This window comes from Flammeovirga sp. OC4 (assembly GCF_000812565.1).
Lineage (GTDB): Bacteria > Bacteroidota > Bacteroidia > Cytophagales > Flammeovirgaceae > Flammeovirga.
Genome location: NZ_JTAM01000013.1, coordinates 103,342 through 117,398, shown reverse-complemented (window position 1 = coordinate 117,398; position 14,057 = coordinate 103,342). Strand labels below are relative to the sequence as shown.

Here is a 14,057-nt window from a genome sequence, read left to right as displayed (position 1 = left end):
GCTATTCCATTTCATTTGTTGTTGTGTCTCCCTTCGTAAAAAAGAAATAAGTATCTATTTTGGTAACTTCATCTCTATACGTTGAGCTCAACTCTAAACAATATTCAGTAAGGGAATCTAAGTCCTCAAAAAGTAGACTTTTGGTTAAAATGTCATCCTTAATTTGAATATCATCATAGGGAATCGTTTCATTACTGTAAATTTCTCCTCCTTCCCTTTTTGAAAATTTATAATGCAGATAGTAAGAACTTCTGTCATCTTTAAGCCAGCCTAAGATTTTCACATCAATCGCTAATTGAGATAGAGAGTCTTCTACTTCTACTTCAAGGGCATCATGAAAAATGTGCTCTACAGGACCTAACTTTAACTCATCTGCATTTTCGTCATCTATCATACATGCCGAAAATAAAAAGATGGTTATCAAATAAAACGGTAAATAAATACTCTTCATCTAGATAATACTATTGTACTTTTTAGGACAATCCAAATGTCATGAATGACAATAATATCATCATTTTTTTCAAAATACAAAAGAGACACCCATAATAGGTGCCTCTTTCATGAATATTGTACTATTTAAGCACTTAATTGAACTATAATCATATTCAATTTCAGAAATAAATAATCTTCTACTATTTCCAAAATAGTTTAAATGTAGACTTTAAGCACTATCTATTTGATTTACAACTATTTCACTTCTAACATTACAGCTGAAGTAGCATCAATTGAAATTACACCTTTTGACAGGTCATATTTCTTTCCTGTTAGAATATCAGTTGCAGATTTTGCTCCTTTTAATGTTTCTTCAAAACGATCCAATTTCAATTCTTTTGCTTCTGCATTTTTATTGAAAATGGTCATCACTTTTGTCTTATCATCAAATCTAAACATTACGTAAGTCTCCTCTTTTGGATAATAGTGAACCAACTTACCTGATTGTAATGCAGTTGTTTTAGTTCTGTATTCGTTTAGAGTTTTGATCAATTTCATTGCATTTTTTTGCTGAGCGTTCAAGCCTTCACCTGTAAATGCATTGACTTTGTCACCTGCCCATCCACCTGGCATATCGATTCTTAATCCACCGTGATCACCAGGGTTTTCAGGATACGACATTGTAATTTCCGTACCATAATAAACTTGTGGAATACCTCTCAAAGTGTATAAGTATACCATAGCCATCTGATATAAATCGTAGTTTTGATTTACTTGATCATAGATACGAGCCATATCATGGTTATCCATAAAAGTTACCAAGTTGTATGGATCAACATATAAGAAGTCATTGGCCAACATCTCATACGCTGCACCAAAGCTATCTTGCCATGATTCTCCAGGAGTAACATTCAATGACTTTACGAAAGCATCTTGGTTAGGGAAATCCATCATAGACGGCATATAACATTTATAACCATCCCTGTTTACTTGACCTGCTTGCCATCTTGCAACAAGTGCCGGATTTACAGTCCACTCCTCACCTACAATGTTAAAGTTTGGATACTCTTCCATGATACTTCTTGACCAATCACTCATAAAATCAGGATCTGGATACGAGAAAGTATCTTGACGGATGCCGCCTAATCCCGCATATTCTACCCACCAAATTGAATTTTGGATTAAGTACTTCGCCATTAGAGGATTAGATTGGTTTAAGTCAGGCATTCTATCCACAAACCATCCATCACTGAAGGCTTTCTTTTCAGATTCAGTAGTGTAAGGGTCTGCTAATGACGCTCTATTATGATTAGTCATTGGTTTCTCCGCTTTTTCAGCATGGTGATACCAATCTTTTGTAGGCATATCTTTAGTCCACCAGTGGTTTAAACCAGCATGGTTTTCTACTTGGTCCATGATTATTTTGATACCTCTTTTCTTTGCTTCTTCTACCAAACGAACATAATCTTCATTTGATCCATAACGAGCATCTACTTTGTAGTAGTCAGTAATTGCATAACCATGGTATGAATAATCTACTTGATTACTCTCTAATACAGGACAAATCCAAACGGCAGTAAAACCAAGTCCTTTGATGTAATCCAAGTTATCAATGATACCTTGTAAATCGCCACCATGACGCTTACCATTATCAGAACGGTCTGTATCTTCGTACATTCCTTCTACATGGTCATTTTCTGGAATTGCATTTGCGAAACGATCAGGAGTGATCAGATACATCACATCTTCGTTAGAAAAGCCTTGTCTGTTTGCTGAGTTCTTTGCTCTAGCTTTTAATTCATAATCGTAAGTAAAAACTACTTTACCTTTTCTTTTGAATTGGATTGGGAATTTCCCTGGCTTCACTGAATCACTAAGTCTTAGATTCAAAAACAAGTAATTGGGATTTTCTACCTTAATCACCTGTTCCAAGGCAACACCTTCATAAGCAATTGAAGGGTCTAAATCATTGATTCCTTCACCATGCACTAGTACTTGTAATTCTGGGTTGACCATACCAGCCCACCAAAAAGCAGGTTCGACACGATCAATAGACACTTTTCCTTTGGCATGAGAAAGATGGAGTATAGTGATACTCATCAAGAGGGTTAGTAGATATTTCATTTTCATATTTAAAAGATTATTATAATTCTGTATTTACTCAGAATGATGTAATTTCAGAACACAATAAACAACGTATTATATGGATATAAAAGAAGATTCTACACTTTTAGGAATGTTTATTATAACGTCTGTAAATATTTAATAATTCCCCAAAAGAAAATCCAATATTATATGCATTTATTAATACATAAATGAAATAACCTCTTGTTACTTTTATATAAAGTTTTTTATGGCTTTAATTAGCTTTGTAGCTTTCTTTCTCTCTCTTTTTGAGCTGCTTCTAGTTTGTCATTCATATCTTTTTTTAACTTCACAAGTGTCTTGAACTTAATAAAAGATCCAAAAACAAACAGGAAGAAAGATGCAACCAACATAGAATACTTTATCGTTGCTTCGTCCTTATAAATTGTAAATGAACAAACAACCATTATAATTCCTACCAATGTAAATAAGTAACCATGCATAATGTTTAGTGAAAAGTTTATTTGTAAACAGTCTGAAATAATTTCAACAAAGTTATTGGTTATTTTTCGGGAGTACAACTTTAAAGCCGTTAAAAAGTGATTTAAATCATTTTTAGTATACTAGAATCACTATAATAAAGCTAAACAGATAAAAATAAGGATGTTGTAAAGTATTTCTTCACTAATAAAATACTCAAACGCTTGTCATTGATCACCACTTTTCGATAAATAAAGAAGAAATATTCAAAAAAAATGGCTTCTATCCTGTTTAGAATAGTCTCGTTCATAGAGCCGCTACTCGAAACACGATAAAAGCCTTATCAATTATACCAACGTGTAATTGGCTACTGCCAGTATACCTAGTAATTTTTTAAGAAAGTCATCAAACGGTGCAAATACCATCGATCCCTTCCTGAAGATTCCATAAAACCTACATGCCCTCCATACTTTGGGACTTCTAAGTACAATTGTTGATTGCCCATTGCCTCTGTATAAGGGTAACATTCATCAGATAAAAAGGGATCATCTTCTGCATTTAAGATTAATGTAGGAATAGAAATCTCTGGTAGAAATTGCCTCGAACTACATTTTGTCCAATAATCTTCTGCATCTAAAAAGCCATGTACGGGAGCTGTATAAAGATTGTCAAATTCTACAAACGTTGTCGCTTTCTCCAACAAGAGAATTTTAGCTGAATCTGGATCCTCTCTTCTGATTTTTTCAATGGCTTTCTTTTTAAGAGATACCAAAAAATCATTCAAGTAAAACCAATTCTTTCTTTCTTGGAGTGTCCTTGCTGAAGAGTTGAGATGAACAGGAGCAGAGATAGCTACTGCTGCTTTTATTTTTGGATGAAGTTCCTGAGCATTTTCTCCTAAGTATTTTAACGTGATATTCCCTCCTAAGCTGAAACCAACAATGTATATTTTTCGATAATTATCTATAATTTCGTCTAGAAGAAATATCAATTCTTCCGTTCTTCCACTATGATATGATGTTTTTCTTAAGTTAAGTTCTCCACTACAACTCTTGTGATTCATAGCCCATACATCCCAAGTCTTGGAAAAGTAATCCGCTATTTCTAAGATGTAACCAGACTTTGAAGATCCTTCTAAACCATGAAGAATGATTACAGCAGTGTCAGATTCACTTAAGATAGTATCTACATCAAAAAAGTCATTATCAGCAGTTTCATAACGTTTTCTTAAGTATTTGGGTGATTTCTGTTTTTTGATACGATTAGAAAATATCGTATTGATATGTGGGTTTTTAAACCAAAAGTTTGGTGAAAACTGAGAATTAATAATTGGCATTATTGTATTTTTTTTAACATCCAAATTGAACATCCGTGATGGGAAGTATTTCCCAAAGGTTTTTCCAACATTTTAAAACCTTCCTTTTCATAGAGTTCAATTCCTTTTGATAGTTGAGGCATCGTTTCTAAATAGCAATTAGAATATTTTTTTTCAGCAGCAAAGTCTAGGCATTTTTTGATCAATTTTCTACCTAGACCTTTACCTCTAGCTTCTTTTTTTAGGTATATTTTCTGGAGTTCACAAATACTGTTATCTCCGCCTTCTAAAACATTTATACCGGCACCACCGATAATGTTACCGTCTTCTTCAATGACATAATAAATAGCTTTTTCGGGTTGATAAACTTGACTTAAACTAAACAACATTTCATCAAAATAAGCCGTACCAGGTAGGTTCGCTTCATGTTCTTCCAACACTTCCTGTATTAAATGTCCAATTTTTTCGTTATCTGATGTTTTAATAGGCCTTATTTGCATTTCAACTTTTTTTGTTGACAAATCTATATAAAATATAAACAAAAAATAGGTTAGTACTTCAATAAATACTAACCTATTTCGAGAAAAAAACTGAATCTGTTTTTTACATGTAAAGAATTGAATTATAATCAATTTTTCTGTCGTAATCTTTAAAAGAAACCTCTATTTTCTCAAGATTACTTTTTCTTGCAAGTGACAGTTTTGCATTATGATACTTCGATCCCACTCTTTGTAGTGTTTCAAATACGTACTCCTCATCTGTTGATGTTTCCGAAGGATGTAATTTATACACCTCATGAGTTTGATCATTCATAAGCTCTACTAATGCATAAGAATCTGTAAATTTCACAGAAACATTAATATCTGCTTTAGTATCTTCTAATTTCAAGCCTACATTACTGGTATACCATGTATTTTTTTGACATGGCAATTCAATAGAGGTAGTCATGCAAGACTCAAAAATGACAACAAATATCAAAAGTGCTGCCACTATACTTAGTGATAGGGTATGTTTGGTAGTTATTTCCATTTAACGAAAAGAGTTTATTGTTGATATTTAATAAGTTTTTAACAGTAACATGTCTTAGCATAGTTTACTCATGCAAATCTAATTTACGAATTTATATTATTTTTTTAAATGAAACAGAGTGCATAATTAACCTGTTAACAATTACTTAGATATAATTCACGTTGAGGTAAAAATACAATCATATTTAGTTTTTATTCGAAAAAATTACACTAGCACCAGTATTGTTCTCATTTAAACATATTTTAAAGTTATGATGTTTTTTTTATAAAACAACAATAAATGGTAATTAATAAAGGTAAATTAAATAAACTTAGCTGCTTTTATCGATGTATATAATGTTGCAAATCAACCTTTTAATAACATGAAATCGATAACCCTAATCTTTACCTCACTTTTGTTGTTTACGAATATGCTATTTGCTGATAACGTAAAAGATGAAAAGAATAGAAATAAAAACTATGATGCTTCAAATGCTCCAAAAATAAAGACTGCACCTTTCTCAAGAGGTGTTGGAGATGATGCCACATTGGAAATCTTTGTTGAAGGAAAACGAAAAATGCTAATTGACCGTCAAACTGAAAATATTCTCTTTGACAAATTAGTAGAAGGAAAGGATTTTGTTCGTGTTTATACCGATTATACAGATGGACAAAAAGCGTTAATCATTTGGCAAGCTCAAAAGAAAAATAAAAAAACAAAGGAGGTAAAATGGAAAATTTATACCTATAAATATTTACCTTCTTTAGGTTGGAGACCTGTCGATAACAAAACTACACAAGTGAAGGCATTTAAATAATAATCTAGACTTTAAAGAGGTTTAAATAAAAAAGGCTGTCTTAAACGCAAAGTTCAAGACAGCCTTTTTGCTATAAAAATTCTTTTTAGAATTCAGCACTTTTTGGTGCTCTTGGGAAAGGTATTACGTCACGGATGTTACCCATACCTGTCACAAACAATACAATTCTTTCAAATCCTAAACCGAAACCAGAGTGAGGAGCTGTACCGAACTTACGAAGCTCTAAGTACCACCATAATTCCTCTTGAGGAACTCCCATTTCATTCATTCTAGTTAATAGCTTGTCATACGACTCTTCTCTTTGAGAACCACCGATGATTTCACCAATACCAGGGAATAAAACGTCCATTGCTCTTACCGTCTTACCATCATCATTTTGTTTCATATAGAATGATTTGATGTCTTTAGGGTAATCTGTAAGAATTACAGGCTTCTTATATTCTTTTTCTACTAAGTATCTTTCGTGCTCAGATTGTAAATCGATACCCCAATCTACAGGATATTTGAATTTACCTTTCTTGAATGGCTTAGATCTCTTCAATACTTCAATTGCCTCAGTGTAAGTCAATCTTTCGAAGTCATTTTTAGAAACAAAGTCAAGACGCTCTAATAAACCAAGGTCTGAACGTTCATTTTGAGGCTTACCTTTTTGTTCTTGAGCATAACGTTGGTCTAAGAACTTCAAGTCATCAGGACATTGCTCCATAGCGAAATCGATCAAGTACTTGATCATTTCTTCAGCAAGATCCATGTTGTCGTCTAAGTCATAGAATGCCATCTCCGGCTCAATCATCCAGAATTCCGCCAAGTGACGAGAAGTGTTTGAGTTCTCTGCACGGAATGTAGGTCCAAATGTATAAACCTCACCCATTGACATTGCTCCAACTTCTGCTTCCAACTGACCAGAAACGGATAAGTTTACAGCTTTGCCAAAGAAATCTTCTTTGTAATCTACTTCACCATCCTCAGTTTTTGGAGGGTTCAACGGATCAAAGTTTGTAACTCTGAACATCTCACCTGCACCTTCAGCATCAGAACCTGTGATGATCGGCGTGTGCATATAAAGGAATCCTTTTTCGTTGAAGAATTTATGGATACCATACGCTAACGCATTTCTTACTCTATAAACAGCACTCATCACTTGCGTACGAGGACGTAAGTGAGCTTTTTCTCTTAAGAATTCTAAAGAGTGTCTTTTAGGTTGTAAAGGATACTCATCTGGATCTGCATCACCCAAAATTTCTATCTTCTCAACAACGATTTCGATGCTTTGACCTTTACCTTGAGATTCAACTACTTCACCGTCAATTGCTACAGCAGCACTTGTAGTTAATCTTTTAAGTAGATCTTCGTCTGTATTTTCAAAATCTACCACTGCTTGCAAATTATTGATAGTAGAACCGTCATTTAAGGCAATGAAACGATTGCTTCTAAATGTTCTAATCCATCCCTTTACAGTTACTTTGGCTCCAACCTCACCGTGGGCCAGCAAGTCTTTAATCTTTATTCTTTTCACTTGCGTGGTAGTTTAAATGTTTAAAATAAAAATGACATACTAAAACGTATGCCGAAAATTGAGCACAAATATAAAAAGTTTAGCCTAGTTTTATAGTTACTTTCCAACGAATTGTAGAATTAAACACTCTTTTATATTAATTCTAATCGATTAGATGTCTAGGAAGCATGATTAACAAAGGTTAATACTCTAAAAGTGCTAATTGATATTTATTTTGATTAAAATAGAATCGTGAAATTAAAAGTTCCATTGTATCTGATTGATTACGGGTGGAGCAGTTACTCTTTAGTACTCCAATTAAATCAAAAACAGTAGCGTTAAAACTGTTTATTTTAATTCATCTAATTCTATCTAACTAATGAAAACCAAACCAATTCTAGCCGTGTCAGCTGGTGTTCTAGTGTTAATTCTATCTTATTTTTTCTTTTTTAAGGAGGCTTCAGAAGAAGTTTTACTCACAAAAGCCCGGTTTGGAGACCTCTATATCAATGTTTCTACTACTGGTGAATTGGAAGCAAAAAACTTTGTGGAGATTCAAGGTCCTATAAAAATGAGACAAGCTGGTATTTGGGAAACAAAACTAAATAGTCTTGTCCCTGAAGGTACCGTCGTTAAAAAAGGGGATAAAGTTGCTCAACTTGATGCTTCTTCACTATCCGACAAATTAACGCAAAGGGAAACGGATCTTACGAAAGCAGAATCTCAATGGGAACAAACAAAGCTGGATACTGCTCTTCAGCTTAGTCAGGAAAGGGATAAGATTATTAATCTTCAATTTACGGTTGAAGAGAAAAAATTAGCGTTAGAGCAATCCGCATTTGAACCTCCAGCGACAATCAAACAAGCAGAAATTGAAGTACTAAAATCTGAGAGAGATCTAAAACAGACCAAGTCGAATTACCTTGTAAAACAACAGCAGTTAAGTGCAAAAATGCGAGAAATCACTGCTACGCTAAATGAAGCGAAAAGAAAGGTAAAGTTCTTACAAGATTTATTTGCTGAGTTTACCATTTTTGCTCCAGAAGAAGGCATGGTGATTTATGCTAAAGATTGGGACGGTAAGAAGAAAAAGGAAGGATCGACTATCAGAGGTTGGGACCCTGTTGTGGCTACCTTACCTGATTTATCAGTAATGATTTCAAAAACGTATGTCAACGAAGTCGATATTCGTAAAATTAAACCTAAGCAAACTGTAACATTAGGTTTGGATGCATTTCCTGATAAATCACTCACTGGAACAGTCACAAAAGTAGCCAATGTGGGAGAACAAAAACCGAATTCTGATGCTAAAGTATTTGAGGTTATTATTCTGCTAAACGAATCAGACAGTACACTCCGCCCTTCAATGACTACATCAAATATTATTCAAACCAATTTTATTGAAAATACACTTTTAATTCCATTGGAAGCCATTCATACCAAAGGTGATTCTATTAATTATGTCTACAAAAAAGTAGTAAGTGGTTTTGAAAAAAGAGAAGTAAAAACGGGTGAGATGAATGATAAAGATATAGAAATCTTACAAGGACTCTCTCCTGAAGATATTGTAGCGTTATCCACTCCAACAAACGTATCAAAAGACATTATTTTAATTCAATAGACAATGGACAGAATACTTATTAACCTGTCTATTGCTTGGGAAGCAATTTTGGCCAATACCGTTCGCTCAATCTTAACTGCATTGGGAATTATCTTCGGGGTTAGTGCCGTAATTGCTATGCTTGCTGTTGGACAAGGTGCACAACAAGAAATTTTGAATCAAATGAAGCTGGTGGGCGTCAATAATATTGTTGTCACACCCAAAAAGGAGCAAACGGAGGAAAAAATTGCACAATCAAATCAAGGTGACAAGGATAAATATTCTCCAGGGTTGACTATACTTGATCTTGAAAATATAAAACATACCATCCCTAATATTCAAAAAATCAGCCCTGAAATTGAGCTAGAAACCTATATCATAAAAAATGGTATTCGTAGGTCTACTAAATTAATTGGTGTCCAAAATGCTTACTTCGAAATCTACAATCATACCTTGTCATCAGGGGCATTATTTTCGAATACACACTTCAAATTTGGTCAGGCTGTTTGTATTATCGGTCGTGGTATTCAAACCCGTTTTTTTAGTAAAGAAGATCCCATTGGCAAGCAAATCAAATGTGGAGGTCAGTGGCTAACTGTCATAGGTGTATTAAAAGAAAGAAGTTCGGCTTCAAAAAACCTAGAGAAATTAGGAATCAGAAATGCGAATTTAGATGTCTACGTCCCCCTTCAGACCATGTTAATTCGTTATCAAGATCGAGCAAAGGTGACTAAATCTGATATTCAACAAGCTGCTAGAGAGGAAAACAGAAACAATGATGATGTGGAGAAAAAACCAAGCAATTATCATCAGCTTGATAAGGTTGTTATTCAAATGTCAGAAAGTAAAGAACTTGCTTTAGCTTCAGAAGTTTTACAAAGAATGTTGACCAGAAGGCATTTTGATAAAATTGACTTCGAAATATCGATCCCTGAAATGCTTCTAAAGCAGCAAAGAAGAACAAAGGATATTTTCAATATTGTCTTGGGAGCAATTGCCTCTATCTCTCTGATAGTAGGTGGCATAGGGATCATGAATATTATGTTGGCTTCGGTATTAGAACGCATCAAAGAAATTGGTTTAAGGATATCTTTGGGTGCCAAAAAACATGATATCATCCTACAATTCCTCTTAGAAGCGGTATTAATTAGTCTTTCTGGGGGTACAATTGGTGTAATTCTCGGGATTGCCTTGGCGGTATTGATTTCTAATATTGCAGACATACCGACTATTGTTTCATTCTCATCAGTACTTATCTCATTTGGGGTAGCTACTTCCATCGGTGTCATTTTTGGAATTTCACCGGCTAGAAAAGCAGCGAATCAAGACCCAATTGAATCTTTGAGATACGAATAAACCTAACATTACTTCAAATGAACTTAAAAAAAATATTTATATACCTTTTGCTGCTCCTGAACACGCCTCTATTCGCTCAGGAACTGATGACATTAGACCAAGTGATCAGTATTGCAAAAGGAGAGTCGCTTTCGTCTCAACAAGCGGAGAATAGAAAAGAAAACAATTACTGGTTGTACAAACAGTTCAAATCCAATTACCTTCCTCAATTGGTTTTAGATGGTTATTTACCTGATTTCAACCGCTCCATTTCATCAGTTACTCAGCCAGATGGTTCCAATGAGTTTAGAGGTGTAAATATGTCCACTTCACAATTGAACCTTGCACTACAGCAAAATATCGGTTTAACGGGAGGATCGATTTATGTAGGTTCTAGTATTCAAAGAATCGACAACTTTGAAGGTTCAAATCAAGGAGTGAGCTATGCGGGACAACCTTTAGTAGTCGGCTTTAATCAACCTCTTTTTAATTTCAACCCCTATAAATTTGATAAAGTGATTGAGCCTTTGAAATACGAGGAATCACAAAAGAAGTTTACAGAGGAGATGGAACAAGTAGGTTACGATGCCACGGAATACTATTTTGATCTATTATTGGCACAAGTCAATAAAAAAGTAGCTGAAACCAACCTTTCCAATAACGATACTATTTTTAAAATTGGAAAAGGCCGTTACAACTTAGGTAAAATAGCAGAAAATGAGCTTTTACAACTCGAATTGAGTGTAATCACCTCAGAGAGAAATGTACAATCGGCAGATTTGGAAGTCGAAAGAGCCACTTTGAATCTTTATACATTTTTAGGATTGACACCAAGTACAAATGGAGTCGACTTATCTCTTCCTGCTGAAATTCCTGATATCACCATCAGTTCTGATGTGGCTGTTGCACAAGCCAAACTCAATCGACAACAATACATCAGTTTCCACAGAAGAAAATTAGAAGCAGAAAGAGCGGTGGCTCAAGCAAAAGGTCAAACAGGTTTACAAGTTAACCTAAATGGTCAATTTGGCCTTACGCAACAATCTAATGTTCCTTCAGGAGTATATCAAAATCCCAACGATCAGCAACAAGTACGACTAGGTTTTAATATACCTCTTGTGGATTGGGGAAGAAGAAAATCAAGAGTGGAAACCGCACTTTCGAATCAACGATTGGAAGAAAGTACTATCGCATTGCAGGAACAACGATTTACTCAAGAAATTTATATGCTTGCAAGGCAAATTCCTATTATTCGGAAAAGAGTTTTATCTACTGAAAGAGCAAAAATTGTCTCAGAAAAAAGTTATGAAATTGCAAGGCAAAGGTACTTGGTAGGTAAGATTAGTGTCACTGACCTCAATATTACATTAAGAGATAAAGACAATGCTACCAAGGAATATCTAGCGGCGTTAAAAGAGTATTGGCTTTCCTTTTATCGACTAAGAGTTTTCACGCTTTATGATTTTCAAAAAGGTGAAAAAATTGAATTAAACTAATTTTGGTCTGCGAATTGATATAATCAAGGTGATAACTTAATTGATCCTACAAAAGACAATAACATAATGAAAAAGATTCACCTTACCTTAGCGGCATTATTCTTCTTACTTTTTGCGTGTTCAACTGAACAAAAGCAAGATGAGTCTGAGGAAGGATATGAAATGGAAGTGGAAGACCTGAGTAAAGTCGATTCTAAAGCATTATATCAAGAAATTGATTCTCTCAAAAAAGAGGCTTTTGCTTCTGAAGAATTAAAAATTTCGAAAGCTAAAATGATTGTTCAAATCCTCAACCGTTCCAATGCCAAATTGGACAAAGAGAAGAAAAGAACCGCTAAATCAGCGATTTCAAAAGCATCAAGAGCAAAGTATTCTAAATCGAGTTTTAATAACAACGAAGAAGTGATGCAGTACGATCAACGTATCACTGAAATGATCACTGCACTGAATGACTTGATTGATTCTGTAGATGATTTAGATGCTCAAGAAGAAACAGAAATGTTACTTTCAGAGGTTTCAGACGCCAACGCTAGAGATACTTTTACAAGAGGATATTATAACAATGCGGTTAAAAAATGGAATAAGATGACAAAAGATCATAAAGCCAAATTGGAAAAGGAAAATCCTGAAATAAAAATTGCAGCTTTGGACTATTTTTACGGTGAAGCACCTTTATAATCCAAACTTGGAGACTAAAAAAGCCTTGTGAAGTCATTTTTCACAAGGCTTTTTTATTATTCGACCAAAGCAGGTGACAATACTTTAAGATCACCATCTACTTCCTCTGGAACTTTTAGGTTTAAGATCTTAGCAATTAGAGGGTAAATATGAATATTTTCAAAGGATTCAATGGCTTGCCCTTTATGAAAATGATCCCCTACTCCATAAAATATTGCATGCATATTCTTTACTTTATAAGGGTCGTAACCGTGCATTCCATTGCTCACTGCTCCCCTCAAATTTCTAAAAGTCATTGGAGGAATTGCTTCACAAAATATTTCTGGAATTCGCTTTCCCTTTGAAAAATGAAGTCGTTCTGGTACCTCTTCCTTTTTGTAAACTACAAAACCTTTGTCTTCCTGAGCCTTCAGTTCTTGATACGTTTTTTCTATATCTGCCCCTTTTTTGGCATATAAGAAATACTGAATTCCACCTCCATTCACACATTCAAAATCCTTATATCTTCCCAGACTTTCCAACACAATCGCATTTTCAACATCTACTTGCTGCATTCCATGATCAGAAACGATAATTAAATCAATAGGGTCAGGATAAGACTTCACGACCTCATATAACCTACCAATCACTTGGTCTAAGTATTCAACAGCTTCTTTTGTTTCTTGAGCATCCGGACCAAAAAGATGTCCTTGTGTATCTACCAATGAAAAGTAAGTCGCTATAAATGATGGACGTACCTCTTCATCCAATGAAAGCCACTTTTGTATTTGATCTACCCTTTCAAAATAAGGAGTAGGCTTGTTGTATTTAAAATAATAAGTAGGTGTCATTCCCTCTACTCTAGCATCTGAAACAGGCCAATAAAAAGTCGCTGATTTTTGACCTTGCTGTTCTGCTAAATTCCAAAGTGGAGTTCCCTTAAACCATGAACCATCTTTTTTACCCAATCCCACTTTATAATGTTGTTCTCTTTCTGGATCATAGAAATTATTATGTACCAAACCATTGTTTTGAGGGTACATACCTGTAACGATTGAATAATGATTGGGAAAGGTTTTGCTAGGATAAGCAGGAATCATGGAAGCGGCTTTCACTCCCTCCTTTGCTATTTGGTCTAGGTGAGGTGTGTTGTACTTTTCTGAATAATCATAACGGAATCCATCAATGGAAACGAGTACAACCGTATTTTTTGGTTTCTTGTCGTGTGTATTGAATTGGCAAGAAAAGATAGTTAATGGTAAAATTACCAAGAAAAGGTAACGATTCATTTTATTTATTTACAGTAAGTTATTGATATATAATACACAAAAATAAAT

Annotated in this window: 13 protein-coding genes; 5 read left to right on the top strand and 8 right to left on the bottom strand. The window is 34.4% G+C overall.

The features are described from left to right. Nucleotide 1: 1 nt before the first annotated feature. The 6 genes from PL77_RS11700 to PL77_RS11675 all read right to left on the bottom strand — a co-directional run bounded on the left by PL77_RS11700 (nt 2) and on the right by PL77_RS11675 (nt 5,341). Nucleotides 2–394 carry a hypothetical protein gene (locus PL77_RS11700; protein WP_044205169.1) on the bottom strand — a complete coding sequence of 131 codons (393 nt, stop codon included), beginning with the start codon at nt 392–394 and terminating at the stop codon, nt 2–4. Nucleotides 395–687: 293 nt separating this feature from the next. After that, entirely contained in the window at nt 688–2,556 is a 1,869-nt protein-coding gene (locus tag PL77_RS11695) for a glycoside hydrolase family 13 protein (protein ID WP_253273982.1), read from the bottom strand. A gap of 239 nt (nt 2,557–2,795) precedes the next feature. After that, the gene (locus tag PL77_RS11690; RefSeq protein WP_044205163.1) at nt 2,796–3,020 is read right to left on the bottom strand and encodes a hypothetical protein; all 225 of its coding nucleotides are present in this window, start codon (nt 3,018–3,020) and stop codon (nt 2,796–2,798) included. 359 nt (nt 3,021–3,379) lie between these two features. After that, nucleotides 3,380–4,333: a YheT family hydrolase gene (locus tag PL77_RS11685; protein ID WP_044205160.1), complete on the bottom strand. Its 954-nt coding sequence runs from the start codon at nt 4,331–4,333 to the stop codon at nt 3,380–3,382. Continuing rightward, complete coding sequence (locus PL77_RS11680; protein ID WP_044205247.1) at nt 4,333–4,812, bottom strand: GNAT family N-acetyltransferase; 480 nt, start codon at nt 4,810–4,812, stop codon at nt 4,333–4,335. Before PL77_RS11680 ends, PL77_RS11685 begins: the two co-directional genes overlap by 1 nt. A 103-nt stretch (nt 4,813–4,915) precedes the next feature. Next, nucleotides 4,916–5,341, bottom strand: coding sequence for a hypothetical protein (locus PL77_RS11675; RefSeq protein ID WP_156152337.1), 426 nt, complete (start codon nt 5,339–5,341; stop codon nt 4,916–4,918). Nucleotides 5,342–5,702: 361 nt separating this feature from the next. On the opposite strand from PL77_RS11675, the gene PL77_RS11670 reads away from it, so the two are divergent. After that, nucleotides 5,703–6,137: a hypothetical protein gene (locus PL77_RS11670; RefSeq protein ID WP_156152336.1), complete on the top strand. Its 435-nt coding sequence runs from the start codon at nt 5,703–5,705 to the stop codon at nt 6,135–6,137. 85 nt (nt 6,138–6,222) lie between these two features. Here the strand turns inward: PL77_RS11670 and asnS are convergent, their stop codons facing one another. After that, nucleotides 6,223–7,653, bottom strand: a complete 1,431-nt coding sequence (gene asnS / locus PL77_RS11665) for an asparagine--tRNA ligase (protein ID WP_044205150.1) — start codon at nt 7,651–7,653, stop codon at nt 6,223–6,225. Nucleotides 7,654–8,011: 358 nt separating this feature from the next. On the opposite strand from asnS, the gene PL77_RS11660 reads away from it, so the two are divergent. From PL77_RS11660 to PL77_RS11645, 4 genes are all read left to right on the top strand, one after another. Further along, entirely contained in the window at nt 8,012–9,253 is a 1,242-nt protein-coding gene (locus PL77_RS11660) for an efflux RND transporter periplasmic adaptor subunit (RefSeq protein WP_044205148.1), read from the top strand. Nucleotides 9,254–9,256: 3 nt separating this feature from the next. After that, nucleotides 9,257–10,588 (top strand): ABC transporter permease, encoded by a 1,332-nt coding sequence (locus PL77_RS11655; RefSeq protein WP_044205145.1) that lies wholly within the window; start codon nt 9,257–9,259, stop codon nt 10,586–10,588. Nucleotides 10,589–10,605: 17 nt separating this feature from the next. Continuing rightward, on the top strand, nt 10,606–12,063 hold the full coding sequence (locus PL77_RS11650; protein WP_044205144.1) for a TolC family protein: 1,458 nt from the start codon (nt 10,606–10,608) through the stop codon (nt 12,061–12,063). A gap of 66 nt (nt 12,064–12,129) precedes the next feature. Continuing rightward, nucleotides 12,130–12,741 carry a LemA family protein gene (locus PL77_RS11645; RefSeq protein WP_044205141.1) on the top strand — a complete coding sequence of 204 codons (612 nt, stop codon included), beginning with the start codon at nt 12,130–12,132 and terminating at the stop codon, nt 12,739–12,741. 56 nt (nt 12,742–12,797) lie between these two features. Here the strand turns inward: PL77_RS11645 and PL77_RS11640 are convergent, their stop codons facing one another. Beyond that, complete coding sequence (locus PL77_RS11640) at nt 12,798–14,009, bottom strand: ectonucleotide pyrophosphatase/phosphodiesterase (protein ID WP_044205139.1); 1,212 nt, start codon at nt 14,007–14,009, stop codon at nt 12,798–12,800. Between the last annotated feature and the right edge of the window lie 48 nt (nt 14,010–14,057).